This is a genomic window from Sphingomonas sp. MJ1 (PH-R8) (genome assembly GCF_048058635.1).
Classification (GTDB): Bacteria; Pseudomonadota; Alphaproteobacteria; order Sphingomonadales; family Sphingomonadaceae; genus Sphingomonas.
In genome coordinates this window covers 105,614-131,579 of record NZ_JBBEFX010000008.1, presented here as the reverse complement: position 1 = coordinate 131,579, position 25,966 = coordinate 105,614, and the positions used below count along the sequence as shown (strand labels likewise).

19 protein-coding genes and 1 tRNA gene are annotated in these 25,966 nt (G+C 65.9%); 14 read left to right on the top strand and 6 right to left on the bottom strand.

The genetic code is table 11. The annotated features are described in order from the left end of the window. Positions 1-5 precede the first annotated feature (5 nt). On the bottom strand, positions 6-587 hold the full coding sequence (locus tag VPH46_RS09115; protein WP_132883485.1) for a regulatory protein RecX: 582 nt from the start codon (positions 585-587) through the stop codon (positions 6-8). A gap of 118 nt (positions 588-705) precedes the next feature. Here VPH46_RS09115 and VPH46_RS09110 point away from each other — a divergent pair, with 118 nt between their 5' ends. The 5 genes from VPH46_RS09110 (at position 706) to nusG (ending at position 4,365) form a co-directional block, all read left to right on the top strand. Then, positions 706-2,451 carry a fatty acyl-AMP ligase gene (locus tag VPH46_RS09110; RefSeq protein WP_132883484.1) on the top strand — a complete coding sequence of 582 codons (1,746 nt, stop codon included), beginning with the start codon at positions 706-708 and terminating at the stop codon, positions 2,449-2,451. A gap of 107 nt (positions 2,452-2,558) precedes the next feature. Continuing rightward, a tRNA-Trp gene (locus VPH46_RS09105) sits at positions 2,559-2,634 on the top strand. A gap of 197 nt (positions 2,635-2,831) precedes the next feature. Beyond that, entirely contained in the window at positions 2,832-3,440 is a 609-nt protein-coding gene (locus tag VPH46_RS09100) for a YqaA family protein (protein WP_416610629.1), read from the top strand. Between the two features lie 180 nt (positions 3,441-3,620). Then, the gene (gene secE, locus VPH46_RS09095; protein ID WP_125960778.1) at positions 3,621-3,818 is read left to right on the top strand and encodes a preprotein translocase subunit SecE; all 198 of its coding nucleotides are present in this window, start codon (positions 3,621-3,623) and stop codon (positions 3,816-3,818) included. 10 nt (positions 3,819-3,828) lie between these two features. Next, on the top strand, positions 3,829-4,365 hold the full coding sequence (gene nusG, locus VPH46_RS09090; protein ID WP_125960777.1) for a transcription termination/antitermination protein NusG: 537 nt from the start codon (positions 3,829-3,831) through the stop codon (positions 4,363-4,365). Positions 4,366-4,477: 112 nt separating this feature from the next. Here the strand turns inward: nusG and VPH46_RS09085 are convergent, their stop codons facing one another. From VPH46_RS09085 to VPH46_RS09075, 3 genes are read right to left on the bottom strand one after another with little or no spacing between them, the layout of a single operon-like run. Beyond that, a complete protein-coding gene (locus VPH46_RS09085) occupies positions 4,478-5,191 on the bottom strand; it encodes an NTP transferase domain-containing protein (RefSeq protein WP_416610627.1) in 714 nt (237 codons plus the stop codon). Position 5,192: 1 nt separating this feature from the next. Beyond that, the gene (locus tag VPH46_RS09080; RefSeq protein ID WP_416610625.1) at positions 5,193-6,284 is read right to left on the bottom strand and encodes an inositol-3-phosphate synthase; all 1,092 of its coding nucleotides are present in this window, start codon (positions 6,282-6,284) and stop codon (positions 5,193-5,195) included. Beyond that, positions 6,284-7,159 (bottom strand): CDP-alcohol phosphatidyltransferase family protein, encoded by an 876-nt coding sequence (locus VPH46_RS09075; protein WP_416610623.1) that lies wholly within the window; start codon positions 7,157-7,159, stop codon positions 6,284-6,286. The genes VPH46_RS09080 and VPH46_RS09075 overlap by 1 nt, the downstream gene beginning before the upstream one ends. Positions 7,160-7,397: 238 nt before the next feature. Between VPH46_RS09075 and VPH46_RS09070 the strand changes: the two genes are divergently transcribed. From VPH46_RS09070 to VPH46_RS09050, 5 genes are all read left to right on the top strand, one after another. Beyond that, positions 7,398-7,733 (top strand): DUF6481 family protein, encoded by a 336-nt coding sequence (locus VPH46_RS09070; RefSeq protein WP_125960773.1) that lies wholly within the window; start codon positions 7,398-7,400, stop codon positions 7,731-7,733. After that, positions 7,730-8,407: a spermidine synthase gene (locus tag VPH46_RS09065; RefSeq protein ID WP_416610620.1), complete on the top strand. Its 678-nt coding sequence runs from the start codon at positions 7,730-7,732 to the stop codon at positions 8,405-8,407. Before VPH46_RS09070 ends, VPH46_RS09065 begins: the two co-directional genes overlap by 4 nt. A 170-nt stretch (positions 8,408-8,577) precedes the next feature. Continuing rightward, on the top strand, positions 8,578-9,009 hold the full coding sequence (gene rplK, locus VPH46_RS09060) for a 50S ribosomal protein L11 (RefSeq protein ID WP_125960771.1): 432 nt from the start codon (positions 8,578-8,580) through the stop codon (positions 9,007-9,009). 4 nt (positions 9,010-9,013) lie between these two features. Then, the gene (gene rplA / locus VPH46_RS09055; RefSeq protein ID WP_125960770.1) at positions 9,014-9,706 is read left to right on the top strand and encodes a 50S ribosomal protein L1; all 693 of its coding nucleotides are present in this window, start codon (positions 9,014-9,016) and stop codon (positions 9,704-9,706) included. 245 nt (positions 9,707-9,951) lie between these two features. Further along, a complete protein-coding gene (locus VPH46_RS09050; protein WP_416610617.1) occupies positions 9,952-13,077 on the top strand; it encodes a TonB-dependent receptor domain-containing protein in 3,126 nt (1,041 codons plus the stop codon). A gap of 84 nt (positions 13,078-13,161) precedes the next feature. On the opposite strand, the gene VPH46_RS09045 is transcribed toward VPH46_RS09050, so the two are convergent. Then, positions 13,162-13,728, bottom strand: coding sequence for a L,D-transpeptidase family protein (locus tag VPH46_RS09045; protein ID WP_416610615.1), 567 nt, complete (start codon positions 13,726-13,728; stop codon positions 13,162-13,164). Between the two features lie 425 nt (positions 13,729-14,153). On the opposite strand from VPH46_RS09045, the gene rplJ reads away from it, so the two are divergent. Further along, complete coding sequence (gene rplJ / locus VPH46_RS09040) at positions 14,154-14,675, top strand: 50S ribosomal protein L10 (RefSeq protein ID WP_416610614.1); 522 nt, start codon at positions 14,154-14,156, stop codon at positions 14,673-14,675. 54 nt (positions 14,676-14,729) lie between these two features. After that, entirely contained in the window at positions 14,730-15,110 is a 381-nt protein-coding gene (gene rplL / locus VPH46_RS09035; protein WP_125960766.1) for a 50S ribosomal protein L7/L12, read from the top strand. Positions 15,111-15,441: 331 nt separating this feature from the next. On the opposite strand, the gene VPH46_RS09030 is transcribed toward rplL, so the two are convergent. Beyond that, on the bottom strand, positions 15,442-16,761 hold the full coding sequence (locus VPH46_RS09030; protein ID WP_416610612.1) for a hypothetical protein: 1,320 nt from the start codon (positions 16,759-16,761) through the stop codon (positions 15,442-15,444). A 364-nt stretch (positions 16,762-17,125) separates the two neighbouring features. Between VPH46_RS09030 and rpoB the strand changes: the two genes are divergently transcribed. Both rpoB and rpoC read left to right on the top strand, forming a co-directional pair. Then, complete coding sequence (gene rpoB, locus VPH46_RS09025) at positions 17,126-21,271, top strand: DNA-directed RNA polymerase subunit beta (RefSeq protein WP_416610610.1); 4,146 nt, start codon at positions 17,126-17,128, stop codon at positions 21,269-21,271. A gap of 73 nt (positions 21,272-21,344) precedes the next feature. After that, a complete protein-coding gene (gene rpoC, locus VPH46_RS09020; protein WP_416610608.1) occupies positions 21,345-25,610 on the top strand; it encodes a DNA-directed RNA polymerase subunit beta' in 4,266 nt (1,421 codons plus the stop codon). Positions 25,611-25,966 lie beyond the last annotated feature (356 nt).

Sequence of the window (25,966 nt, the reverse complement as noted above, 5' to 3'; positions counted from 1 at the left end):
GCCTATCACAGCTCCCAGCCGGATGGCGACGTTTTGTTTCGGTTTTCCTCGTCCAGAAGAAATCCCGTGTCCTCTCCCGGCGTGAGGCGCACGATCCGCCATGCGATCGCCGGCGCGTGCCCGGCCCGAACCATCGCGGCCACCTGCTTCCGCACGAGGTCCGGCGCCGCAGGCGACGGCGAAAACGGCCCTATTTTCCGACGTTTGGCGAAGCTCAGTGCGCTCTCCGCCGCCTCATCGGCGCTGGCCCCCGCGACTTCCTCGATGTCGTCGGCCTCGACACCCGCGTGCCGCAGAGCCTCCTCGACCCGACGCGCGCCCAGCCCCCGCCGCCCCATTGCGGCAGCCTTGTTCTCCGCAAAAACGCGGTCGTCGACATAGCGTAGCTCGGCCATGCGTTCCGCCAGCGAATCGACCGCCGGCGCTTCTGCACCTTCCCAGCCGCGCTCGCGCAGCTTACGGGCAAGATACTGGCGCAGCCGTGCGCGGGTGGTCGCGTACCGCTCGACATAGCGCAACGCCAACCGCTCGAGCGCCGCTGCGTCGAGCGGCTTAGGCGAGGCGGTGGGGCGGCGGGCGTAGGACATACGCCATGTTTGTGCCACACTGGGCAGTGATTTTGAACGGGATTGCCGTGACGCCAGGCCGTCGCGCGTTCGCGCGCTGGATGGCGGGCCGTCGCCGCAGGGAGGACGCTTTTTGACGATGAACACCGATATGGAAGCAACGGCACCGGGTGGCACACCCACGACCGATACGCTGCCGCGCCGTTTTGCCGACTTCGATACGCTGGGTGAGGCGCTGGATTACGCAGCCTCCGGCGTCCGGGGGCTGAACTTCCATGATGCGCGCGGTACGCTGATCCGTGCCTACCCCTATTCCGAGCTGCGCCAAGACGCGCTGGCCCAGGCACGCCGCCTGATCGCCGCCGGCGTTTGCCCAGAGGACCGCATCGCCCTGGTGGCCGAGACCGGCGCCGAGTTTGCGAGCCTGTTCTTCGGCGTGGTCTATGCAGGCGCCTGGCCGGTTCCGCTGCCGCTGCCCACCTCCTTCGGTGGCCGCGAGGCCTACGTCGAGCAGTTGCGCGTCCAGCTTTCGAGCTGCGACCCCAAGATGCTGATCTTCCCGCCCGAGCTCGCGCAGATGGCCGGTGAAGCGGCGCGCATCGCCGGCGTCGAAGGGATCGACTGGTCCGAGTTCGCGACCCGCGAGGCGCCCGAAGCCGAGCTGCCGACCGCCAAGGGCGACGACATCGCCTATCTGCAATATTCGAGCGGCTCGACGCGCTTCCCGCATGGCGTCGCCATCACGCACCATGCGCTGCTCAACAACCTGGCCGCGCACAGCCACGGCATGAAGCTGGTCGGCACCGACCGCTGTGTCTCCTGGCTGCCCTGGTACCACGACATGGGCCTTGTCGGCTGCTTCCTGTCGCCGGTCGCGAACCAGGTGTCGACCGACTATCTCAAGACCGAGGATTTCGCGCGGCGCCCGCTCGCCTGGCTCGACCTCATCAGCCGCAACACCGGCACCACCCTCTCCTACTCGCCGACCTTCGGCTACGACATCTGCGCGCGCCGCATGTCGTCGCAGACCAAGGCGTCGGACCGCTTCGATCTGTCGCGCTGGCGCGTGGCAGGCAATGGTGCCGACATGATCCGCCCGGACGTGATGCAGAGCTTCGTCGATGCGTTCGGCGACGCAGGCTTCCAGGCCTCCGCCTTCCTGCCCAGCTACGGCCTTGCGGAGGCGACGCTGGCGGTCTCGATCATGCCGCCGGGCGAAGGCATCCAGGTCGAGCTGGTCGAGGAGACCGAGCTCTCGGGCGGGGACCGCCACGGTGATCGCCCGCAGCGATTCCGCGCGATCGTCAACTGCGGCAAGCCGGTGCGCGACATGACTGTCGAGATCCGCGAGGAGGACGGCACCCCGCTGCCCGAGCGCGCGATCGGCAAGGTCTGGTGCAAGGGCCCGTCGGTCATGGTCGGCTACTTCCGGGACGAGGCCGCGACCGAGGCGTGCATGGCCGATGGTTGGCTCGACACCGGCGACATGGGCTACATGTCGGACGGCTATGTCTACATCGTGGGCCGGGCCAAGGACATGATCATCGTCAACGGCCGCAACCACTGGCCGCAGGACATCGAATGGGCGGTCGAGCAGCTGCCCGGCTTCAAGGCCGGCGACATCGCCGCTTTTGCGATCACCACTCCCGGAGGCGAGGAGACGCCCGCGGTGCTGGTGCAGTGTCGCGCGTCGGACGATGCCGAGCGCCAGCGCCTGCGGGAAGAGATCCGCGAGCGCGTCCGCGCCGTCACCGGCATGAACTGCGTGATCGAACTGGTGCCGCCGCGCACGCTGCCGCGCACCAGCTCGGGCAAGCTCAGCCGCGCAAAGGCCCGTAACCTGTACCTGAACGGCGAGATCAAGCCCTACGACATCGCCGCCTGAGTTCCCGGCTGCCCCTCGCGGGAGCCGGCGCCCGGTGCATCCCGCTCGTTTTTGCATGCCGAGGGCCCTTGCCCCCGGCGGAAACGGCGGATACAGGGCGGGGCAATAGGAGTGTAGCTCAGTTGGTAGAGCATCGGTCTCCAAAACCGAGGGCCGTGGGTTCGAGTCCCTCCACTCCTGCCAGCACCTGCCGTCGCCTCGCCTGAGGCGGCGGCAAGGTCTCCCTTCAGCAGCATGATGCGACCACGCTCGCCCGACCACCGCTGCTTTGCCGCCTCAGGCGGGCGCACTATCCCTCGACCGCTTGCCTGCCCTTTGCGGGCCGCCTAGGAAACCCGCGCCTGGCGCGACCGCGACGGGTTTCCGGCACGCCTTCCGGCATGTCGCCTGCCTTTTTCCAGGACCTGTCGATGTTTCGCGCGCTCTACGACTGGACGCTCCGCCTCGCCAACCATCGCCACGCCGTCCGCAGCCTGGCGGTGGTGTCGTTTTGCGAGAGCTCCTTCTTCCCCATCCCGCCCGACGTGGTGCTCGTCCCGGTGGTGCTGCAGCATCGCGAGCGCGCCTATCGGATCGCCGCCATCTGCACGATCGCGTCCGTGCTGGGCGGCGCATTTGGCTATGCGATCGGCTATTTCCTGTGGGACAGCCTGGGCCAGTGGTTGATCCACCTCTACGGGCTTGAGGACAAAGCGCACGAGTTCCAGGCCTGGTACGCGCAGTGGGGCGCGGCGATCATCCTGATCAAGGGCCTCACCCCGATCCCGTTCAAGCTGGTGACGATCGCCAGCGGCCTGGCCAAGTTCAACTTCGCCGCTTTCATGGCCGTGGCGCTGGTCACCCGAGCCTTTCGCTTCTTCCTCATCGCCTTTCTGCTCAAGCGCTATGGCGCTCCCGTGCAGGCGTTCATCGAGCGGCGGCTGAACCTGATCGGCATCGCCGTGCTGGTGGCGCTGGTCGGCGGCTTCCTCGCGGTGGGGCTCCTCTGACATCAGGGAAGAGGCCCCTGCGGGCCCTTCCCATCCATCGCTTGCACCGTGCAGGCTTCGTCGCTAGATACCAGACCCAATCCGACAGCGTGGATGGCCTGCGCCGGTTCCTTCGGAAAGGAACCGGGCAGCGGACCCTTGCCCCGCGGTCGGTGACGCACAAGACTTTCAGGTGAAACAGTGGCGAAGACATCTCCGGCAGAGTTCATCCGCCAGGTCCAGACCGAGACCAAGAAGGTCACGTGGCCGACGCGCCGCGAAACGGTCATGACGGCGGTCATGGTGGTCATCATGGCAACGCTGCTGGGCGTCTTCTTCTTCGCGGTGGACTCGGCGTTCGACGCGATCGTGAAGATGCTGCTGAGCCTGGCCGCCTAAAGGATACTGCATGTCGCGCTGGTACATCATCCACGCCTATTCGGGTTTCGAGAACAAGGTTCGCGACCAGATCCTGGCCGACGCCACCCGCCTCGGGCTCGACCGGCTGGTCGAATCGGTCGAGGTGCCGGTGGAAACCGTGACGGAGGTTCGTCGCGGCAAGAAGGTGCAGTCGGAGCGCAAGTTCTTTCCGGGCTACGTCCTCGCCAAGCTCGACATGAACGACGACGTCTATCACCTGGTGAAGAACACGCCGAAGGTGACGGGCTTCCTGGGTTCGTCGGGCAAGCCGCAGCCGATCAGCGAGGCCGAGGCCGCGCGCATCCTGAACACCAAGCAGGAAGCGGCCGCTGCGCCCAAGCAGAAGATCAAGGTCGATTTCGAGATCGGCGATTCGGTGAAGGTACTCGACGGCCCCTTCGCCAGCTTCAACGGGCTGGTCGAGGAACTCGACTTCGACAAGTCGAAGGTCAAGGTGTCGGTGTCGATCTTCGGTCGCGCCACGCCTGTGGAACTGGACTTCGAGCAGGTCGAGCGCAGCAAGTAAGCTTCGCACGATCGCACTACGCGGTCGTCCTCACCGTAAGAACAAGAAAGGCCGGAGCTTCATGCTCCGGCCTTTCTTTTGCGTCACCAGCCTGTGCTCAACGGAACTGCGCCTAGGCGACGCTGGTGGCCGCGAGCCACGCCTCCGCCTTGTCGAGCGCCCATTGGTCGTCGACGTCGATCCAGTCGAGGTCGCTGCAGTCGGTCACCCGTGCCTCGCCATCGCGGGAAAGGGCGCGCATCCCTTCCGTCAGCGAGGGCGCCGCGAGCGTCCGTAGCGAGGCGAACAGCCCCGCCCCCACCGCAAACACGCCCGTGTCGAAGCAGTCGTAGGGATGCAGCCCCTTGCCGATCGCGACGATGTGCTCGCCCGCGGTCTGCACGCGCGTCACGTCGTCCAGGTCGATCCAGTCGCTGTCGAGCCGCCGGTCGATGCCCAAGCGAGCGCCGGTGGTCGCCTCGCCCGTCTCCGCCATCCGTCGATAGAGCGCCGGGTCGACAAGATGATCGCACATGGCGAGCAAGGCCGGCGCGCCGGCGACATGCCCTTCTGCCGCCAAGACGGACACGCCATTGGGCTGGCGATAATCCTCGACCCGGACCGTCTCGACGGCGAGCGGCCAGGCCCGCTCGCCGAGATGCGATTCGATCTGCTCGGCACCATAGCCGAGCACGACCACGACGCGCGCCATGCCTGCCTCCGCCAGCCCCGCAATCGCGTGATCCACCAGGGGGCGCCCCCCGACGGTACACAAGGGCTTGAACGGCGCTGCGGAACGCAGCCGGCTTCCTTCACCGGCTGCCAGCAGGATGGCGGTATCGATCACCTCAATGGGCCGCGACGAACGCTTCCACCGCCTGCTGGGCGAGGTCGTCGGTCATCTGCGTGCGCGGATGCTTGCAGAAATAGGCGGAGGCGCCGTCGATCGGACCGGCGAGGCCGCGGTCCTTCGCCAGCTTGGCGCAGCGGATCATGTCGATCGCGACGCCGGCGCTGTTCGGGCTGTCCTCGACCGAAAGACGCAGTTCGAGGTTCATCGGCACGCCGCCGAACATCGAGCCTTCCATGCGCAGGAAGCAGATCTTGTTGTCGTTCTGCCACGGCACATAGTCGGACGGGCCGATGTGGACGTTCTCCTCTTCGAGCCGCTCGGCTGCGACCGACTGCACTGCCTCGGTCTTGGAGATCTTCTTGGACTCCAGGCGGCGATGATTCGACATGTTGAGGAAGTCGGTGTTGCCGCCGGTGTTGAGCTGGTAGGTCCGCTCCAGCTTCACGCCGCGCTTGGCGAACAGGTCGGTCAGCACGCGGTGCACGATGGTCGCGCCGAGCTGCGCCTTGATGTCGTCCCCGACGATCGGCACGCCCGCATCCTCGAACCGCTTCGCCCATTCCGGGTTGCTGGCGATGAAGACCGGAATGTTGTTCACGAACGCGACCCCTGCCTCGATCGCGCATTCCGCGTAGAATTCGGTCGCAGCCTGGGAGCCCACCGGCAGATAGTTCATCAGCACGTCGGTGTTGGTCGCGCGGAGCGCTGCGACGACCTCTTCCTTCGTCGGCTCCTTCGCGTCGGCGAGCAGGAAGGTGCGGTCGTCCTTGTACTCGGACATGTGCTCGGCGACGCCGTCCAGCACCTTGCCCATCTGAACGATCGCGCCGGTTGGCTCGACTTCGGCACAGAAGATGGCGGTGCAGTTCGGCTTGGCGAAGATCGCTTCCGCTACATCCTTGCCGACCTTGCGCTGGTCGACGTCCCAGGCGGCCACGACCTTGATGTCGCTCGGGCGGTAGCCACCAAGGTCCCAATGCATCAGGCCCGTCCGCTCGTTGGCGCCGTCGCGATAGTGGGAAAGTCCCTGAACGAGGGAACTGGCGCAGTTACCGACGCCGACGACTGCGATGTTGATGCTCGGCATTACTTCTTCACGTCCTTCGACTGGATGATTGGAATAGAGGAAAAGGCGCGCTCCACCGGAGACGCGCTGCGGGCTAGTCGGGCCTCGACGCTGCGATGCCAGACCAGCCCGATGATCAGAACAAGGGTGAGCGGTCCGATCTCGAACCACCAGAACAGCCGCGGATCGCCCGCCAGGCACGCGACGAAGATCGCTCCGACCCGCGTGTTGGCGGTCAGCAACCGCATCAACCGCATCGGCCGGGCCGCCTGCTGGCCATAGACAGCCGCAAGCCGCGCGGAGTCGCTCCTGTTGCGGAGGGCGTCGTCGAACGGACGGGCGAACCGATCGACCGTCCCGGCAATGCGGTCGTAGAACCGGACAAGCGGGTTGCGACTGGGTTGCGGGGGCGCCGAGGCCAATCCTTTGCACCGGCGGTGGAAGCGCGCGCGCTCGCCTTCGTAGAGGTTCGATTGCAGCGCGTGCGCGACACCTGCTGCAATGGCCAGCAACCAGCCATCGAGCGTGCCGATCGACGAGGCGAGAACCAGGTAGATCAGGATGAAGACGCCATGATCGCACAGGCCGTCGAGTGCCCGTCCGAGCGGGCTTGCCGTGCCGGTCGCCCGCGCGATCATGCCGTCGAGTCCGTCGGCGATCAGCCAAGCGACCGACAGCACCGATCCCGCCACGACGAACGGCCAGTGTTCCCAGCGGCCGAAGGCGAGAGCGGCCAAGACGCCGAGCGTCAGCCCCCCGACCGACACTGCGTTTGCCGAGATTCCCCGTGCGATGAACCAGGGCAGCAGCATCCGCCCCGCCGGGTGTATGACCCACAGGTTGGTAGGATCCTCGATCCGGCGATCGCGTGACTGGTCCGGTGGAGGGGGGGTCATCGAAATGTCACGTACAGGTGCATCGGCCTTTCCAGCAAGCAGTTTGCGACGAGGCATCAAGCACTCAAGCCTTGAAGTGGACGCGGCCACGCAGCTGGGCATAGATACTGAAGGGTTCTGCAGGCCGTTTTCGACATCGTAGCCGGATCCGCACCATTCGCATGCGAGACTCTGCGGGAGATTGGTCTAAAGGGCTCCCTCTCCGGTCGCGACGGTCGCGACCCATGACGGACTAGACATGGCAGGGTACAAGACTCCCGATTTCTCCGAACGTGCAGCCGCATCGCGTGCTGCCAAGCAGACGGCGCTCGAAAAGCTCCGCAACAAGCCCGCCGCGGATCCGGCGACCATCGCGGCGCGCGAGGCGACCCAGGCAGCCCGCAAGGCTGCCGCGGCCGAGCGCCGTGCCGAGCGCTTGAAGGCCGCCGAAGCCGAGAGGGCAGCCAAGCTGGCCGAGGCGGAGGCAGCCCGTGCCGCCCAGGCACCTGCTGCGCCCAAGCCCCAGAAGACGGCGGAAGAGCTGAAAGCCGCTCGCGACGCGCGATACGCTGCGCGCAAAGCCCGCAAGCGGTGACTCCGCGCGAGCTGATCGGAGTCGCCGAGGTCCCGGGAGGGCCGCCGCTGCGGCTGGTTCGCCGCGGCGGCGACTTCATGATCCTGCTCGAACGCAATGAGTTGATGAGCAGCCGCATGCGCGGATCCGAGGTCGCGCTGGGCACCATGACCTGCGATCGTCTCGGGGCGAGACCGGCACCGCGGCTGCTGATCGGCGGCTATGGCATGGGCTTCACGCTGCGTGCGGTGCTCGGCCTGGTAGGTCCCGACGCCCAGGTGACTGTTGCCGAATTGGTGCCCGGCATCATCGAATGGGCGCGCGGCCCGATGGCGGAACTCGCCCAGGGATGTGTGGACGATCCGCGCGTCACCATCCGGATAGGCGACGTAGGCTCGGCAATCGGCGAGGCTGCGGCAGGCCCCGAGCGCTATGACGCGATCCTGCTGGACGTCGACAATGGTCCTGACGGTCTTACCCGACAGGAGAATGACGGCCTGTACACGGCGCGCGGGCTGGCGCTAGCCCGGGCAGCGCTGCGGCCGGGCGGCATTCTCGCCGTGTGGTCGGCCGCGCCCGATCCGGCATTCGCACGGCGACTTGCCCAGGCGGGCTTTGCCGTCGACGAGGTTCGCGTCCGCGCCCGGGAGAATGGCAAGGGACCGATGCACGTCATCTGGTTCGCACGGGTCTGAGGCTCCGGCACGGCCAATTGCCTTTCGCCCCCGCTTCGGCTATGCGCGCGCCTTCCAACGTCATGCGTGGAAAACTTGCGGGAGGCGTCTGTCCATCGGGCGGCCGATCGAACCGCTAAACTTGAAACGGGCGAGGTCGCCAGACCCTGCCCCGCTACAGAGTGAGAAACATGGCAAAGAAGATCACCGGCTATATCAAGCTGCAGGTTGCAGCTGGTGCCGCCAACCCGTCGCCGCCGATCGGCCCGGCGCTGGGTCAGCGCGGCGTGAACATCATGGAATTCTGCAAGGCGTTCAACGCGCAGACCGGCGACGTCGAGAAGGGCACCCCCCTCCCCACCGTCATCACCGTCTATGCCGACCGCTCCTTCTCGTTCGAGACCAAGACGCCGCCGGCGACCTACCTTCTCAAGAAGGCAGCGAACCTGAAGTCGGGCTCCAAGGAGCCGGGCAAGGTGACCGCGGGTTCGATCAAGCGTTCGCAGGTGGCCGACATCGCCACCGCGAAGATGAAGGACCTGAACGCCAACGACATCGAGGCAGCGACCAAGATCATCGAAGGCTCCGCCCGCGCGATGGGCCTCGAAGTGGTGGAGGGCTGAGATCATGGCCAAGCTGACCAAGAAGCAGAAGACCTGGACGATCGACAGCGAGAAGCTGCACGGCGTTGACGAAGCCATCGCGCTGGTGAAGTCCAACGCGACCTCCAAGTTCGACGAGACCGTCGAAGTCGCGCTGAACCTGGGCGTCGATCCGCGCCACGCCGACCAGATGGTCCGCGGCGTCGTGACCCTGCCCAAGGGCACCGGCAAGACCGTCCGCGTGGGCGTGTTCGCCCGCGGCGCCAAGGCTGACGAAGCAACGGCAGCCGGCGCGGACGTCGTCGGCGCCGAGGACCTGATGGAAGCCATCCAGGGCGGCAAGATCGACTTCGATCGCTGCATCGCCACCCCGGACATGATGGGCCTGGTCGGCCGCCTCGGTAAGGTGCTGGGGCCCAAGGGCCTGATGCCGAACCCGAAGCTCGGCACCGTGACCATGAACGTCGCAGCCGCCGTGGAAGCCGCCAAGGGCGGTCAGGTCGAGTATCGCGTCGAGAAGGCCGGCATCATCCATTCCGGCATCGGCAAGGCGAGCTTCTCGGCTGAGGACCTGCGCGAGAACTTCGACGCGCTGGTCGACGCGGTCGTCAAGGCCAAGCCGTCGGGCGCCAAGGGCAAGTACCTGAAGAAGGTCGCGCTCTCTTCGTCGATGGGCCCGGGCGTGCGGGTGGACGTGGCGGAAGTCGCCACCGCCTGATCCCTTCGGGACTCGATACAAACGGAAAAGGGCCGGGAGCGATCCCGGCCCTTTTTGTTTGTGCGGCCGGGAGGATCTGCGGGACGGCACTATTTACCTTTGTTTACATAGTGTTGCCCGTAGACAACACCCTGCATGTTTTTGCAGCAATGCTGCGCAGCATGTTGTTCTTCGTGCGGGAGGGGTGTCTCACGTCTAGCTGGCGCAGCCGAGTAACGGGCAGCCGTGTAGACAGAGGGTTTCACATGACACGCGTATTTGTACGGAAGGCAGTCCTCGGGCTGACGGCCTCCACCATCGCATTGGTTCTCGCCGGCAGCGCTGCTGCGCAGACCACCACCCCGGCCGACGCGGATTCGGCCTCCACCGACCAGAACCAGATCGGCGCTCCCCAGACCGAGGTTCCGGCTCCCGCGCTCGAGGATACGGGCGGCGAAGTCGTCGTTACCGGCTCGCGCATTTCCCGCCCGACGCTCAACTCGCCAATTCCGGTGACCAGCGTGACTGCGGCGGACCTGACTCGCACCGGCGCAGTCGTCGTCGGCGACGTACTGAACGACCTGCCGTCGCTGCGCTCGACCTACAGTCAGGCGAACTCGACCCAGTACATTGGCACCTCGGGCGTCAACTTCCTCGACCTTCGTGGCCTCGGCGTCACCCGCACGCTGGTGCTGGTCAACGGCCGCCGTCACATTACCGGATCGGAAGGCGACTTCCTGGTCGACACCAACACCATTCCAACCGACCTGCTCGACCGGGTGGACGTAGTCACGGGTGGCAGCTCGGCCGTCTACGGTTCCGACGCGATGGCCGGCGTCGTCAATTTCGTGCTCAAGCGGAACTTCGACGGCATCACGCTCAACGCGCAGGGCGGCCTCAGTGACGAGGGGGATCGCGGTACCTATCGCGTATCGGGCACGTTCGGAAAGAACTTCGCCGAGGGCCGCGGCAACATCGCGCTTGCACTTGAGTATAACCGTCAGAACCTGCTGACCTACAGCGACCGCCCGGACCTCACCGGCGCCTTCACGGGCCGCCGGCAGTTCCAGCTGGTAGACAGCCCGGCTGCCGACAACGACACCCCCAACCGCACCTATCTGAACCGCGTTCGCAGCTTCGGCTATGACAACGGCGGCAACTTCATCGCCTACAGCGGCGCCGGCATCGGGACGTGCGGCAACGGCGTGACCATGGCGTGCCTGCCGAACGGCTATCCGCGCGTGTTCGGCTTCAACACCGACGGTTCGCTGCGCGAGTACAACTACGGCCAGGACTTCCGTCCTGCCGGCTCGAACAACAACAATGGCGGCGACGGCGCGATCCTCAACGACCGCGGCACACTCAACCCGTCGTTGAAGCGCTATGTCGCGAACCTGCTTGGTCACTACGACGTGTCGGAGGGATTCAAGCCGTTCTTCGAAGCCAAGTTCGTCCGAGTGGAGAGCTTCAACCAGGGCACGCCGACCTTCGCCCAGGGTGGCGAGCAGGGTCTGGTTGCAGATACCGATGATGACGGGAACGATATTCTCCGCCCCGCAAATTCGGGCTTCGCGCGCCAGTCGATCGGCATCCCGATCTCGCTCGACAACCCGTATCTGCAGCCCGGTGCAGCCGCGACGATCCGCTCGATGCTGCCGGCAGGTGCGACCTTCTTCCGTCTGAACCGGAACAACAACGACTTCGGCACGCGCGACGAATATGACCGCCGCGACACCTATCGCATCGTCGTCGGCGCCGAAGGTACGTTCAACGAGGACTGGAAGTACGATTTCTCGGTCAACTATGGCGAGTTCCGTAGTCGTTCGACCTTCTATAACAACCGCATCAATCAGAACTTCTACAACGCGGTCGACGCGGTGCGGAACGGTGCGGGCGAGATCGTCTGCCGGATCAACCAGGCGTCGGTCACCGACCCGAACTGCGTGCCGCTCAACGTCCTTGGCGAAGGTGCGCCGAGCCAGGCGGCGCTGAACTACATCAACACCAACTCGACTCGCACGGGCAAGGCCACCGAATTCGACATCAATGCGAACGTCGTCGGCGACAGCTCGCAGCTGTTCGAACTGCCGGGTGGTCCAGTTCGCTTCGCATTGGGCGCGGAATACCGGCGCGAAACCGCGTCCTATGCCTATGACGAGCTCGTGAGCAGCGGCGCGACCTTCCTGAACGCCATTCCGCCGTTCAACCCGCCGTCCTTCGAAGTGAAGGAAGCCTATGGCGAGATTGAACTGCCGGTTCTGCGCGACATGGCGTTTGCAGAGGAGCTGACCGCGACCGGCGCCGTGCGCGTCGCCGACTACAAGGGTTCGACGGGCACCGTCTGGGCCTACAACGTGGGCGGCATCTACGCACCGGTCCGCGACATCAAGTTCCGCGTGAACTATTCGAAGGCCGTACGCGCGCCGACCCTCTCGGACCTCTACTCCTCGCCCACGCAGAACTTCGCGCAGCTCAACGATCCGTGCGATGTAAACTTCATCAACACGGGTCGACCGAACCGCGTCGCCAACTGCGCCGCAGCGGGCGTTCCGACGGGCTTCGTCAACAATGCGGCACGCGCGGGCAGTACGGAGATCCTGTCTGGCGGCAATCCGAACCTGGAAGCCGAGCGCTCGCGCAGCTGGACCTATGGCGTCATCGTTCAGCCGTCATTCCTGCCGGGACTGGCGATCACCGCTGACTATTACGACATCAAGATCAGCAACGTGATCGCCTCGGTCGACGCGCAGACCATCCTCGACGCGTGCTATGACGCGGCTTCGCTGGAGAACCAGTTCTGTGGTCTGATCAATCCGCGCCAGGCGAATGGCGAGTTCGCACCCACCGCGCTGCTGCAGAGCACGGTGAACTTCGCGGCGCTCCAGGCGCGCGGTATCGACATGGATATCGCCTACAACCACAGCTTCGACGCGGACAACCGCCTCGCGCTGCGGGCAGTCGGTACTTGGGTGCGCACGCGGGACGACTATCCGTACCTCGACAATCCAGAGCAGCGCGAGCGGATCAAGGGTGAACTCGGCGATCCAATCTGGAACATCAACTTTTCGGCGGACTACACCCACAAGAACGTCACGCTGGGCTACCAGCTGCGCTACATCGGCCGCCAGTCGATCACCGACTGGGAAGCCCAGCACGACACCTATGGCGTGCCCGCGCTTGATCCGAACTATGCGGACGTCGTCTACTATCCGCGTGTGTTCTATCATGCGATCCGTGCGTCGGCGGAGGTGAACGACCAGTTCCGTCTCTATGGCGGCATCGACAACCTCACCGACAAGCGGCCGCCCTATGGCCTGCTGGGCAACGGCGAGGACGCGATCTACGACAACGTCGGTCGCTTCATGTACGTCGGCGTCTCGGTGAAGATGTAAGCCAAGCGCTTTTGAATAAGAGACAGCCGGTCGGACCCATGGTCCGGCCGGCTTTTTTTTGCGTTCGGCTCCGCGAGCACCTCGCTAGTCTGCGGAGGCCACCTGCACCCCCTCGGTGCCATACACCTCCGGCATCCAGTCTCGCGTCACCAGGACGGTGTCGCCCTTCCTGGCCTGCGCATAGAGCAGCGCTGCGAACTCGTCGGGGACGCCGATGCAGCCGTGGGTCGCGTAGCGGCTGTCGACGTCCTCGCCCGACCCGTGGATCGCGACGCCGCCCCAGGTGAGCCGCAGCATGTACGGCATCGGCGCATTGTAGAGGTTCGAGACATGGTCGCGATCCTTTTCCAGGATCGGGAAGCTGCCCGTCGGGGTCGGCTTGTGGTCCGCGCCATAGATGATCAGCGTCCGCCCGATCTCCACGCCGCCACGATAGACGTAGAGCCGCTCGCGCCGGAGATCGACCACGATGGCGAGCTTGCCCGGCGGCACGCCTTCCGGCGCCCAGAGATATTCGCCGGGTTGCAGGACGCCGCCGGTCTCCATCACGCTCACCACCTTCGGCTGCGGTGGCGCAGCTAGAACCGGCGCGGCCGCGAGCACCGTGCCCGCGAGCGCAGTTGCAAGGAAAAGAGAACGGGCGAAACGCATTGAACGGCCTCCGGGCCGTGGCACCGTGCCACGAGCCGAGTCTTAACGTTTCGTTTACCAGCTTGGCTCCCGATGTTTACCAGCAGCAGCTAAGTTGCTGGGACCGGCTTGTTTCGTTCCGGGACCCCGATCGGTTTCGCTTGCTTCGCCGCGCCGGTCTGCTATGGGCGCCACCTGATCCGGCGCGCGTGCGCGTCCGGCTCGCCGTCCGAGACAGCAGGTGCCGGCTTCCGGCTTAATGCCCTGCCTAGACGGGGAAGGTGATTCTATTCCTGGCGACCTGCATCCGCAGCGCCGGGTCCGCCATCGGGTTGATCCGCTGGCACCAGAGCCCATGCCCCTCGGACACGTCGCCCCCGGTGGTTCGCCATCGGGACATGTACCGGGCTGTGCCTAGCGCACCGCCCATTTGTGAGGAGAACGGCATGGATCGCGCTCAAAAGAGTGAGCTGGTATCCGAGCTGAACCGCACCTTCAACGAGGTCGGCGTGGTGGTCATCACCCGCAACCTCGGAATGACCGTCGCCCAGTCGACGGCACTCCGTACGAAGATGCGCGAAGCCGGCGCCAGCTACAAGGTCGCGAAGAACCGCCTTGCCAAGATCGCAGCGGAAGGCACCGATTACTCGGTTATCGCCGACCTGCTGACCGGGCCGACCGCGCTTGCGACGTCTGTCGACCCCGTGGCTGCTGCCCGGGTCGTCAACGACTTCGCCAAGACCACGGACAAGCTCGAGATCGTCGGCGGGGCGATGGGCGGCCAGCTTCTCGACGCGGAAGGTATCAAGGCACTTGCCGGCCTGCCGTCGCTCGACGAGCTGCGCGCAAAGATCGTGGGGCTCATCGTGGCACCTGCGACCAAGCTCGCGACCATCACCCAGGCACCGGCGGCGCAGATCGCTCGCGTGCTTGCGGCGCATGCGGACAAGGAACAGGAGGCCGCCTGATCGGCGCCCCTGCCCTGACTATCAACCCGAACTATCTGATTTTGGAGATTACACATGGCTGACCTGAACGCGATCGTCGACCAGCTGAGCGAACTGACTGTCCTCGAGGCCGCTGAGCTCTCGAAGCTGCTCGAAGAGAAGTGGGGCGTTTCGGCCGCTGCTGCGGTTGCGGCTGCTCCGGCTGCTGGCGGCGCTGCTGGCGGCGCTGCTGCTGTCGAAGAGAAGACCGAGTTCGACGTGATCCTCACCGGCGACGGTGGCAAGAAGATCAACGTCATCAAGGAAGTCCGCGCGATCACCGGCCTGGGCCTGACCGAAGCGAAGGCTCTCGTCGAGGGCGCGCCGAAGCCGGTCAAGGAAGGCATCGCCAAGGACGAAGCCGACAAGATCAAGGCGCAGCTGGAAGGCGCCGGCGCGACCGTCGAGGTCAAGTAAGCGACGTCCGGCTTCGGCCGGGCGGCACTTGCCGACAAGAAGAGGGGCGGCTCCGACCAGGAGCCGCCCCTTTTTCGTGCTTGAAGACGCCGAATACGGGTCGCCGCTTCGGCCGACGCAGACGCGGCCCTGCGCCTTGCCGTGCAAACGCGCCTTAGAAGCCCGACACCGGAGCTCACGCGCTTTTCTGTAAGGCCGGTCGAGTACAGCGGCTTAGGCCCTGGGCCCCTGCCTGCGCAGGAGCCCGCTGCTCTCGGAAGCCCCAGCTTCCGCCGGCGATGTCACGGCCCCGCCCGCCTCCTGGAAGAGGCTAGGCGAGGCTGTGCCTCCCTCAGTCCCGACGAACCTCACCGTGGAGCCGCGCCTCGAGCCGATCGACCATCCGGTCGCCACGGTCGAGAAACACCGGTGCCAGCTTGTCGCTGCCCTGGATTTGACGACCCACCACAAAGGCGACGCGGGTGCGTGCCTCGCGTCCATCGGACCAGCGGTAACGCGCGTCGATGGCCATCACCGGCACGAAGAAGCGGCGCTCGCCGGCGCTCAGCACCGGAAGGTTGTCGAGCGGCAGCGACACGGTCGCCTCGACCTTGCGGGCCTCCCCTGCCGCCACCGGGAACGGCTGGAGCTGCGCATGGACCGGCAGTTCCGCGAAGAAGCGTTCGATCTCGGCATCCTGCTGCGGGCTGGCGCCGAACAGGCCTGCGGCAAAGCGCAGCTCGGGCACAGCCATGTCGGTCGGATTGCTGGCTCCGAGTTCGAAGCGAACCACCGCCTTGTCGCCGTCAGTGCCCATCGCCATTGGCAGGAAAGTGAAGTCGAGCGGCGCCCGCTCTGTCGCTGGCGCTGGAGCCGGGGCGGGCGTGGCGGGCGGCGTGCGGAACGCGGTCGACACGACCAGGCCCTCTGGTTCCGGCATCGGACGCGTCAGGAAGCTCGGGCCTTCCGGCTCGGATGCCTGGGGCGGAGCAGCAGGCGTCGGCGCAGGGCGGGGCACCGCGCGGTTCAGGAAGCGCGGCTGCGCAGGTGTCGCGGGTTCCACCGGAGTGGCAGGCTCCGGTGCGGCCGCCACGAGGGGCGCAGGCTCGGCCGCCACTTCGGTAACCTCGTCCGGGGTGTCTTCGGGCTTGCGGCGGCGCCAGAACAGCAGCGCGGCTAGTGCGGCGACCAGCCCTGCCGCGAGCAGCATCCACAACAGCGAACTGCGCGACTCCCCTGCGGGCTCAGGCGTCGCCGGCGGCAGGTCGGTTGCGACCGATGGCTCCGGCGCCGCTTCGGCCTCGGGCTCGGGCTCGGCCTGGACCACCGGCGTCGGCTCGGGCGTCGGCGCGGTTTCCGGCGCTGGTTCAGCCGTTGGCGCCACTTCGGGAGTCGGCGAAGGAGTCGGCCGCGGTCGTGGCGCCGCGACCGGTGTTGGCGCGGGCGTCGCCGTCGGCTGCGGGCGCGCGGTCCGGCGCGGGGTCGGCGTCGGCCTGGGCTCCGCTTCCGGACCGGGCGGCGTCGTTGCCGGCGGCTCGACCGCTGGCGGTGTCACACTGTTGCCGGGCGGCAGCGTCCAGGGAAGCGGCACCGGTCCTGGCGCCGCATCCTGCGCGGCGGCGGCCAGAGGCAGGAGAAGAACGGTGGTTGCAGCGATGGCGCGAATGGTCATGCGTTCCGCCAACGCCGATCCGCGTCCGCGCCGCCAGCACCCATCAGGCCTCGGTGCGCCGGACCGTGGCAATGCTGCGCCAGGCCGAATCACACCCCTCGGCTCGGGATCAAGCCACGCCCTCACCCAAGGTTCGCGATTCCTTGACTGTTTCCGACCCGTGCCCTATATCCCGGCTCTGCCTCACGATCGGGAAATGATGCGTCGTCGCGCAACGCATTGGACGAATGGATCGGCCGAGGTCTTTCGAGACGCCCCGAAGCTGCGATCCCATCAGGGATGACGCGGCTTTTTGCGTCTCGTTCGCGCATCTGCCCGGGGCTTCCCGGGCGCGAAATTTGACCAAGCGAGGCGACCTACTCCCATGGCGACCAAGGCAATCGAGAACGGCACCGCGAAGCGCCGTATCCGCAAGGTGTTCGGCGACATCCACGAAGTGGTGCAGATGCCGAACCTGATCGAGGTTCAGCGCGAATCCTACGAGCAGTTCCTGCGGAGCGATCCGTCGACGGGCTATGTCTCGGGCCTGGAAAAGACGCTGCGCAGCGTCTTCCCGATCCGCGACTTCGCCGGCACCGCCGAACTCGACTTCGTGACCTACGAGCTCGAGGATCCGAAGTTCGACGTCGAAGAGTGCCGCCAGCGCGGCATCACCTATGCGGCGCCGATGCGCGTCACGCTGCGCCTGATCGTGTTCGAGGTCGATCCCGATACGGAAGCCCGTTCGGTTCTCGATATCAAGGAGCAGGACGTCTACATGGGCGACATGCCGCTCATGACCGAGAACGGCACCTTCTTCATCAACGGCACCGAGCGCGTCATCGTCTCGCAGATGCACCGCTCGCCGGGCGTGCTGTTCGACCACGATCGCGGCAAGACCCACGCGTCGGGCAAGTATCTCTTCGCGGCGCGCGTGATCCCGTACCGCGGCTCGTGGCTCGACTTCGAGTTCGACGCCAAGGACATCGTCAACGTCCGCATCGACCGCAAGCGCAAGCTGCCGGTCACCAGCCTGCTGTACGCGCTGGGCCTGAACTCGGAAGAGATCCTCAACCACTTCTACAACACCGTCACCTTCGTGCGCGGTGAGGGTGGCTGGCAGATCCCGTACGCCGCCGAGAACTGGCGCGGCCAGAAGCCGGCGTTCGACATCGTCGACGCGAAGTCCGGCGAGGTCATCTTCCCGGCCGGCCAGAAGATCAGCCCGCGTGCCGCCAACAAGGCCGGCAAGGACGGTCTCACCGACCTGCTGATCCCCACCGAGGAAATCTACGGCCGCTACAGCGCCTATGACCTGATCGACGAGACCACCGGCCGCATCTACATCGAGGCGGGCGACGAGGTTTCGGCCGAGAACCTCGAGCTGCTGGACAAGGCCGGCATCGATCGCATCGAGCTGCTCGACATCGATCACGTGACCACCGGTCCGTGGATCCGCAACACGCTCAAGGCCGACAAGGCCGAGGAGCGCGAGCAGGCGCTGTCCGACATCTATCGCGTCATGCGCCCCGGCGAGCCGCCGACGCTGGAGACCGCGGAGTCGCTGTTCGGCGGCCTGTTCTTCGATCCCGAGCGCTATGACCTCTCGGCCGTCGGCCGCGTGAAGCTCAACATGCGCCTGGACCTCGACGCCGAGGACACGGTCACGACGCTCCGCACCGAGGACATCCTCGCGGTCGTCAAGACGCTGGTCGACCTGAAGGACGGCAAGGGCGAAGTCGACGACATCGACAATCTCGGCAACCGCCGCGTGCGTTCGGTGGGCGAGCTGCTGGAGAACCAGTATCGCGTCGGACTGCTCCGCATGGAGCGTGCGGTCAAGGAGCGCATGAGCTCGGTCGACGTCTCGACGGTGATGCCGAACGACCTGATCAACGCGAAGCCCGCGGTCGCCGCGGTGCGCGAGTTCTTCGGTTCGTCGCAGCTGTCGCAGTTCATGGACCAGACCAATCCGCTCTCCGAAGTGACGCACAAGCGTCGCGTCTCGGCGCTCGGGCCGGGCGGCCTGACGCGTGAGCGTGCGGGCTTCGAAGTCCGCGACGTTCACCCGACCCACTATGGCCGTATCTGCCCGATCGAAACGCCGGAAGGCCCGAACATCGGCCTGATCAACTCGCTGGCGTCGTTCTCGCGCGTCAACAAGTACGGCTTCATCGAGACGCCCTACCGTAAGGTCATCGACGGCAAGGTCAGCGACGAGGTCGTCTACCTGTCGGCGATGGAAGAGCAGAAGCACACCGTCGCGCAGGCGAACGCCGAGCTCGATGCCGAGGGTCGCTTCGTCGAGGACCTGATCTCCGCGCGTCAGGCAGGCGAGTTCCTGATGGCGATGCGTGACCAGATCACCCTGATGGACGTCAGCCCCAAGCAGCTGGTGTCGGTCGCGGCCTCGCTCATTCCGTTCCTGGAGAACGATGACGCGAACCGCGCACTGATGGGCTCGAACATGCAGCGCCAGGCGGTGCCGCTGGTCCAGGCCGAGGCTCCGTTCGTGGGCACCGGCATGGAAGAGACCGTGGCCCGGGATTCCGGCGCCGCGATCTCGGCCAAGCGTGCCGGTGTGGTCGACCAGGTCGACGCGACCCGCATCGTGATCCGTGCGACCGGTGACGTCGATGCGAACGAAAGCGGCGTGGACATCTACACGCTGATGAAGTTCCAGCGCTCGAACCAGTCGACCTGCATCAACCAGCGCCCGCTGGTGAAGGTGGGCGACGTGGTGAAGGCGGGCGATGTGCTGGCCGACGGTCCGTCGACCGAGTTCGGTGAACTGGCGCTGGGCCGCAACGCGCTCGTCGCGTTCATGCCCTGGAACGGCTACAACTACGAGGACTCGATCCTCATCTCCGAGCGGATCGTGAAGGACGACGTGTTCACGTCGATCCACATCGACGAGTTCGAGGTGATGGCCCGCGACACGAAGCTCGGGCCGGAGGACATCACGCGCGACATCCCGAACGTCGGCGAGGAAGCGCTGCGCAACCTCGACGAGGCGGGCATCGTGTACGTGGGTGCCGAGGTCGAGCCGGGCGACATCCTGGTCGGCAAGATCACGCCGAAGGGCGAAAGCCCGATGACGCCGGAGGAAAAGCTCCTGCGCGCCATCTTCGGTGAAAAGGCCTCCGACGTCCGCGACACGTCGCTGCGTCTGCCGCCGGGCGTTGCCGGCACGATCGTCGACGTCCGCGTCTTCAATCGTCACGGCATCGACAAGGACGAGCGCGCGATGGCGATCGAGCGCGAGGAGATCGAGCGCCTGAAGAAGGACTCGGACGACGAGCGCACGATCCTCAACCGGGCGACCTGGAGCCGCCTGCGCGAGATGCTGCTCGACCAGACCGCCACCGCGGCGCCCAAGGGCGTCAAGAAGGGCGTCGTGATCGACAGCGACGTGCTCGACAGCGTCGACCGCCACGAGTGGTGGAAGTTCGCGGTCGCCGACGACACGGTCCAGTCGAACCTGGAAGCCGTGAAGGCCCAGTACGACGAGGCTGCCCGCAAGATCCGCGAGAAGTTCGAGGATCGCCGCGAGAAGCTGGAGCGTGGGGACGAGCTGCCGCCGGGCGTGCTCAAGATGGTCAAGGTCTTCGTCGCAGTGAAGCGCAAGCTGCAGCCGGGCGACAAGATGGCCGGCCGTCACGGCAACAAGGGCGTCATCTCGCGCATCCTGCCGCAGGAGGACATGCCGTTCCTGGAAGACGGCACTCCCGTCGACCTGGTGCTCAACCCGCTGGGCGTGCCGTCGCGCATGAACGTCGGTCAGATCTTCGAGACCCACCTGGGCATGGCCGCGCGCGGTCTTGGCCGGCAGGTCACCGAGGCGCTGGAGCAGTGGCGTGAGGCCAATCCGAACCCGTCGTTCGGCGCGATGCCGGACGCGGTCAAGGATCGCCTCAAGACCATCTACGGCGAGCAGTACCATGCGGAGATCGACGCCCGTGACGGCGAGGAGATCGTCGAGCTGGCGCAGAACCTGAAGAACGGCGTGCCGATGGCGACGCCGGTGTTCGACGGCGCCCGCGAAGCGGACGTGTCGCGGATGCTGGAGATGGCAGGGCTCGATCCGTCGGGTCAGGTGACGCTCTACGACGGGCGCACCGGCGACGCGTTCGACCGCAAGGTGACCGTGGGCTACATCTACATGCTGAAGCTCCACCACCTGGTCGACGACAAGATCCACGCGCGTTCCATCGGGCCGTACAGCCTCGTCACCCAGCAGCCGCTGGGCGGTAAGGCGCAGTTCGGCGGTCAGCGCTTCGGCGAAATGGAGGTCTGGGCACTGCAGGCGTATGGCGCGGCCTATACCCTGCAGGAGATGCTGACGGTGAAGTCGGACGACGTGGTCGGCCGCACCAAGGTCTACGAGGCGATCGTCAAGGGCGACGACACCTTCGAGGCCGGCATCCCGGAGAGCTTCAACGTGCTCGTCAAGGAAATGCGTTCGCTGGGCCTCAACGTCGAGCTCAAGGCACTCGAGGAAGACGACGGTCTGGCCGAGGCGGCGGAATAAGGGAGCTGGGGCGCCGCGCAGGCGGTGCCCCTCCCCGTTTCGCCCGGAGTTTTGCCCCTAGAGGGAATACGACATGAACGAACTGACCAACTTCGCGAATCCGGTCCAGAAGCCGGAGACCTTCGACCAGATCCAGATCGGCATCGCCTCCCCCGAGCGCATCCGTTCCTGGTCGTTCGGCGAGATCAAGAAGCCCGAGACGATCAACTATCGCACGTTCAAGCCCGAGCGTGACGGCCTGTTCTGCGCGCGCATCTTCGGTCCGATCAAGGACTATGAGTGCCTGTGCGGCAAGTACAAGCGCATGAAGTACAAGGGCATCGTCTGCGAGAAGTGCGGCGTCGAGGTCACCGTCTCGAAGGTCCGTCGTGAGCGCATGGGCCACATCGAGCTGGCCGCTCCGGTTGCGCACATCTGGTTCCTGAAGTCGCTGCCGTCGCGCATCGGCCTGCTGCTCGACATGCAGCTCAAGCAGCTCGAGCGCGTGCTCTACTTCGAGAGCTACATCGTGATCGAGCCGGGCCTCACCAGCCTGGAAAAGTATCAGCTCCTCACCGAGGACGAGCTGCTCGAGGCGCAGGACCAGTTCGGCGAGGACGCCTTCTCCGCCGGCATCGGCGCTGAAGCGGTCAAGACGATGCTGATGGAGCTCGACCTGGAAGGTGAGCGCAAGGAGCTTCTCGAAGAGCTCGCCGTCACCAAGTCCGAGCTGAAGCCCAAGAAGATCATCAAGCGTCTGAAGGTCGTCGAGAGCTTCATCGACTCGGGCAACCGCCCCGAGTGGATGATCCTGGACGTCGTTCCGGTCATCCCGCCCGAACTGCGCCCGCTGGTGCCGCTGGACGGCGGCCGCTTCGCGACGTCGGATCTGAACGATCTGTATCGCCGCGTGATCAACCGTAACAACCGCCTCAAGCGGCTGATGGAGCTGCGTGCGCCGGACATCATCGTCCGCAACGAAAAGCGCATGCTGCAGGAAGCCGTCGACGCGCTGTTCGACAACGGTCGCCGCGGTCGCACGATCACGGGCGCCAACAAGCGTCCGCTGAAGTCGCTGTCCGACATGCTCAAGGGCAAGCAGGGCCGTTTCCGTCAGAACCTGCTCGGCAAGCGCGTCGACTATTCGGGCCGTTCGGTCATCGTGACCGGTCCGGAGCTCAAGCTGCACCAGTGCGGCCTGCCCAAGAAGATGGCGCTCGAGCTGTTCAAGCCGTTCATCTACGCGCGCCTCGATGCGAAGGGTCTGTCCATGACCCTGAAGCAGGCCAAGAAGTGGGTCGAGAAGGAGCGCAAGGAAGTCTGGGACATCCTGGACGAGGTGATCCGGGAGCACCCGGTGATGCTCAACCGCGCGCCGACGCTCCACCGCCTGGGCATCCAGGCGTTCGAGCCGGTGCTGATCGAGGGCAAGGCCATCCAGCTGCACCCGCTGGTCTGCTCGGCGTTCAACGCCGACTTCGACGGTGACCAGATGGCCGTGCACGTTCCCCTGAGCCTCGAGGCCCAGCTGGAAGCGCGCGTCCTGATGATGTCGACCAACAACATCCTGAGCCCCGCGAACGGCAAGCCGATCATCGTGCCGTCGCAGGACATGGTCCTCGGCCTCTACTACATCTCCATGGAGAAGCAGGGCGAGCCGGGCGAAGGCATGATGCTGTCCGACATGGCGGAGGTGCACCAGGCCCTCAACGCCGGCGCCGTCACGCTGCACACCAAGATCATCAGCCGCGTTCCGCAGACGGACGAGGACGGCAACACCTACATGAAGCGCGTCGAGACGACGCCGGGCCGCATGCTGCTCGGCGAGACGCTGCCGAAGAGCCACAAGGTGCCGTTCGAGACCGTCAACCGCCTTCTCACCAAGAAGGACGTGGGCGACGTGATCGACGAGGTCTATCGCCACACCGGCCAGAAGGAGACGGTGCTGTTCGCCGACGCCATCATGGCGCTGGGCTTCCGCAACGCGTTCAAGGCCGGCATCTCCTTCGGCAAGGATGACATGATCATCCCGGCCGCCAAGGAAGGCATGGTCGACGAGACGCGTGCGCTCGTGAAGGATTACGAGCAGCAGTATCAGGACGGCCTGATCACGCAGCAGGAGAAGTACAACAAGGTGATCGACGCCTGGAGCCGCTGCGGCGACCAGGTGGCGGCGGCCATGATGGACGAGATCAAGGCGGTGAAGCGCGACGAGAACGGTCGCGAAAAGCCGGTCAATGCGATCTACATGATGGCGCACTCGGGTGCTCGTGGTTCGGCAGCGCAGATCAAGCAGTTGGCGGGCATGCGCGGCCTGATGGCCAAGCCGTCGGGCGAGATCATCGAGACGCCGATCATCTCGAACTTCAAGGAAGGCCTGACCGTCCTTGAGTACTTCAACTCGACCCACGGCGCTCGTAAGGGCCTCGCGGATACCGCGCTGAAGACCGCCAACTCGGGTTACCTGACCCGCCGCCTCGTCGATGTGTCGCAGGATTGCGTCATCATGGAAGAGGACTGCGGTACCGAGCGTGCGCTCGAGATGAAGGCGATCGTTCAGGGCGGTTCGACCATCGCTTCGCTTGGCGAGCGCATCCTGGGCCGCACCACGGCCGAGGACGTGGTCGACACCAAGACCGGCGAGGTCGTCATCCCTTCGGGCACGCTGCTCGACGAGGCGATGATCACGCAGATCGAGGCGCTGAACGTGCCGGGCATGAAGATCCGCAGCCCGCTCGTCTGTGAGGCCAAGATCGGCGTGTGCGGCAAGTGCTACGGGCGTGACCTCGCTCGCGGTACGCCGGTGAACATCGGTGAAGCCGTCGGCGTCATCGCGGCGCAGTCGATCGGTGAGCCGGGCACGCAGCTGACGATGCGTACCTTCCACATCGGCGGTGCGGCGCAGCTCAACGAGCAGTCGAACCTAGAGGCGCCGGTCGACGGCAAGGTCGAATACCGCGACCTGCGCGTCATCATGGACCAGCGTGGCCGCCGCGTGGTGCTCAGCCGCTCGGGCGAGATGGCGATCGTCGACATGGACGGCCGCGAGCTCTCCGTGGATCGCATCCCGTACGGTGCCTATGTGCTGTGCGACGATGGCCACATCATCAGCGCGGGCGACCGCATGGCGGAGTGGGATCCGTTCACCATGCCGGTGATCACCGAGAATCCGGGTACCGTGAAGTACCAGGACCTCATCGACGGCAAGACCCTGACCGAGCAGGCCGACGAAGCGACGGGCATCACCCAGCGCGTTGTCACCGAATATCGCGGCAAGTCGAAGGAGGATCTGCGTCCTCGCCTGACCCTGCTCGACGAGAATTCGGGTGAAGCCGGCCGCTACATGTTGGCGCCGGGCGCGACGCTCTCGGTCGAGGACGGTGCGCAGGTCCAGGGCGGCGACGTTCTGGCCCGTGTCAGCCGCGAGGCTGCCAAGACCCGCGACATCACCGGCGGTCTGCCGCGCGTCGCCGAGCTGTTCGAGGCACGCAAGCCGAAGGAGAACGCGATCATCGCGAAGGTCTCCGGCCGCGTCGTGTTCGGCAAGGACTATAAGGCGAAGCGCAAGATCGGCATCCAGCCCGAGGACGGCGGCGAGGTCGTCGAGTATCTGGTGCCGAAGTCCAAGGTGATCGACGTTCAGGAAGGCGACTACGTCAAGCGTGGCGACAACCTGATCGGCGGCAGCCCGGATCCGCACGACATTCTGGAAGTGCTCGGCATCGAGCCGCTTGCGGAATATCTCGTGTCGGAAATCCAGGAAGTCTATCGACTGCAGGGCGTGAAGATCAACGACAAGCACATCGAGGTGATCGTTCGCCAGATGCTGCAGAAGGTCGAGATCACCGACGGTGGCGACACCACCCTGCTGGCGGGCGAGCAGCTCGACCGCGACGAGATGGACGAAGCCAATGCCAAGCTGGCCCCGGGCCAGCAGCCGGCACAGGGCAAGCCCATCCTGCTGGGCATCACCAAGGCGTCGCTGCAGACCCGCAGCTTCATCTCGGCCGCCTCGTTCCAGGAGACGACCCGCGTGCTCACCGAGGCTTCGGTGCAGGGCAAGATCGACTCGCTGAACGGCCTGAAGGAGAACGTGATCGTCGGCCGGCTCATCCCGGCAGGCACCGGTGCGGGCATGAACCGCCTGCGCGTGGCGGCCACCAGCCGCGACGTGGCGCTCCGCGCACAGCAGCGGGCGCTTCAGGCCGCTCTCATCGCGCCGAACAGCGCCGAGGAAGAGCATGAGGCCGAGCATGCGCGTTCTGTCCGCGACGACCAGGGTACGAGCGACGCCCTCGCCTCGGTCACCCCGAGCGGTCACGGCACCGACGGGGATGCCGGCGAGTATCTGAACGACTGATCGCCGCGATCAGCCTGAACAACGAAGCCGCCGTCCGGGAGACCGGGCGGCGGTTTTCTTTTGGGAATGATCCAGCGGCCCGCGCCGACAGGTGCGTCGCAGCCGATGAGGGTCACCGCTCGGGGTGGCGCGACGCAGGGCGCATCGCTATCGCAGCCACGTCGAGGCAGACCTGCCGAGCCTCCACACCCAGCTGGTCGCGTTTGCCGAACGCGATCGCACCACCCAATCTTCGGAGATCGTCGATGCGCACGCGCTGTTCCGCCCCGGGAGCCAAGTCCCGCCTGCTTCTTCTGGTCGGCAGCGCCCTTCCCTCCGTTGCCGCCGCCCTGCCCGCCCGTGCCCAGAGCGAAACG